Genomic DNA, 2377 nt, shown 5'->3' on the forward strand with positions numbered 1-2377 from the left:
CACCTACGGCGCACGCCGAGTGTGGCACGACGTGCTGGAGCAAGGGCAGACCTGTGGGCTGCACCGCATCGAGCGGCTCATGCGCGAGCAAGCGCTGCGTGCTCGACCCCGGCGGCGTGGACTTCCCAAGGACCGGGGCGAGCGAAGTGCGGTGGCCGACAACGTGCTGGACCGCCAGTTCCAGGCCGACGGCCCGAACCAGAAATGGGTGGCCGACTTCACCTATATCTGGACGGCCGAGGGCTGGCTGTACGTGGCGGCGGTACTGGACCTGTACTCGCGGCGCATTGTGGGCTGGTCGATGCAGGAGAGCATGACCTCGCAGCTCGTGGTGGACGCGCTGATGATGGCCGTGTGGCGCCGGGGCAAGCCAGTGGCCCTGCTGCATCACTCGGACCAGGGCAGTCAGTACACCAGCGAGCACTTCCAGAAGCTGCTGGACGAACAGGGCATCACATGCAGCATGAGCCGAGCCGGTGAGGTCTGGGACAACTCGGCCATGGAGAGCTTCTTCAGCTCGCTCAAGACCGAGCGCACGGCCCGCAAGGTGTACCGGACACGAGAGCAGGCCCGCTCAGACGTGTTCGACTACATCGAGTGCTTCTACAACCCGACGCGCCGGCATTCGACGCTCGGGTACGTCAGTCCCATACAGTTCGAGCAAGCTAAAGAAGCTTAGGCCGGTGTCAACGAAACCGGCAGCAGCCCAGTCAAGTGAGCCGGAGAGGAGGAGCGCGAGAGTGTTCCTGAGCCAGAAGCCGGCACATGAATGGACCAACTTGAACAAGAGGGGCGGCCGGTTGGTATGGAGGTCTCTTCACCCTCGTGCTCGCGAGTTCCTGTTCACAGAAGGCACTCTGCAGCAGCTTGCTGAGGACAATGCCGCCTATGCCCAAGCGTTGATCAACGGCGATGACCTATCTCCCTGGCATTCGCGAGGGGCGTGGAGAGCCAAAGAAGTGAAGTCGGGGAAAGCACCGGTCACGGTTTTTAGTGCGCTCGAGCGTACCGTTTTGCGGATGGCGACAACTGCGATGGCTACCACCCTAGCGTCCAACGGCCAAGAGGTCGTCCGTATTCTCAAAAACAAGGAGAATCGATTTATCGATCAAGACGCTTTTCAGGCCTATCTCAAGGCGCTGCTCATAGCTCAAGACAACGCGTGCGCGATCACTTCGCTTCCTCTGGAACTGGATGGAGAGCAGGGCGACCCTGAAATGCTTTGCTCCCTGGATAGGATCGACAGCAGCGGTCACTACGAGGAGGGCAACTTACAGGTCGTGTGTCGCTTTGTGAACCGATGGAAAAGCGACTCAGACGACTCCGATTTTCGTCGACTGATTCGGCTTCTGCAGGGCTCGGATATGCCCGCATAGGATTGATCACGCAGCCAGCCTGTACTCGTAGAAGTCCGGTGTCGGATCATCAAGGATCGCGAGCAATTCCGCGTCTCCGCCTTCAGCTCGCAGCCACCGGTCCACATTCTCCGGCCGTATGTACACGATGCATCGGTCGTGCCCAGCAGCCGCGACCTCGGGCGGTGGATCACTGGTGATCGCCGCGAACGACAGCAGGTCCGATTCCCCCGGGGCCGACCACCTCGACCACAGGCAGGCGATCAGCATGGGGTCGCCCGATCGCGGTCGGAACTCCAGCACCACATTGCCCGCAGGCGTGCTGACGTTCTCGTAGAACACATCCACCACCATGAGCCCATGGGTCACACCAAACTGGCCACGCCAGAAGCCCGTGAGGTTGTCGCGCCGAGCGTTGTAGGTGCCCGGGTACTTCATGTCGTAGATGGCGGGCTTACCGGCGGGGCGGCACTGGTAGCGCATCGGCCGAACCACACGCCGTCCATTCTCCATGACCATCACCGGCGCATAGTTGCCCGGGTAGATCCTTGAGTCTTGTGGTGTGAGCACGGTGCGCCGCAGGTCGTCCAACCTGGTTAGCCCGCGCGCGATCTTGTCGCCGGCAATCCGCACATCCTCTTTGGCCCGCTTTGTGTGCTTGGTGATCCAGGGTGGTTCTTCGAGCGTGAAGGCGCTGACGGGTTCGACCGAGGAAGAGCAGTTCCACTGAGCATCACGTAGAGGAGACAGGGCCACCCCGAAGGGTGGCTTTTTTGTTGGTGTGGGTGTGTGGAGGTGGACCGCGAGAACGTGGCCGACTTCGACATCGAAACGCGACAAGCACGGCAAGTACACCCTGTTGTCCACAGAATTCCGAGGTCGAGAACGTAGCTACCGGCGGTTCGCAGCCAGATCAAGCTCTTGGAATGTAAGCGCGCAATTAACCACGTCCTTCCTGCTCGTGCACTGACGTGAGAGCCTACGTGCCCACGTACATGTAGATGGGAACGTAATGTCAGATT

At 60.7% G+C, this 2377-nt stretch carries 2 protein-coding genes and 1 pseudogene; 2 read left to right on the forward strand and 1 reads right to left on the reverse strand.

Translation table 11 applies throughout. The features are described from left to right. Together J2X09_RS26945 and J2X09_RS26950 are read left to right on the forward strand one after the other, a co-directional pair. A partial coding sequence (locus J2X09_RS26945; RefSeq protein ID WP_204735969.1) for an IS3 family transposase occupies nt 1-679 on the forward strand: 679 nt, incomplete at its 5' end. Between the two features lie 61 nt (nt 680-740). Further along, the gene (locus tag J2X09_RS26950; protein WP_204735968.1) at nt 741-1376 is read left to right on the forward strand and encodes a hypothetical protein; all 636 of its coding nucleotides are present in this window, start codon (nt 741-743) and stop codon (nt 1374-1376) included. A 6-nt stretch (nt 1377-1382) separates the two neighbouring features. On the opposite strand, the pseudogene J2X09_RS26955 reads toward J2X09_RS26950, so the two are convergent. Continuing rightward, a pseudogene (locus tag J2X09_RS26955) lies at nt 1383-2015 on the reverse strand (SOS response-associated peptidase family protein); the annotation flags it as partial. Nucleotides 2016-2377 lie beyond the last annotated feature (362 nt).

It is taken from the genome of Hydrogenophaga laconesensis (assembly GCF_031457235.1).
GTDB lineage: Bacteria > Pseudomonadota > Gammaproteobacteria > Burkholderiales > Burkholderiaceae_C > Hydrogenophaga > Hydrogenophaga laconesensis.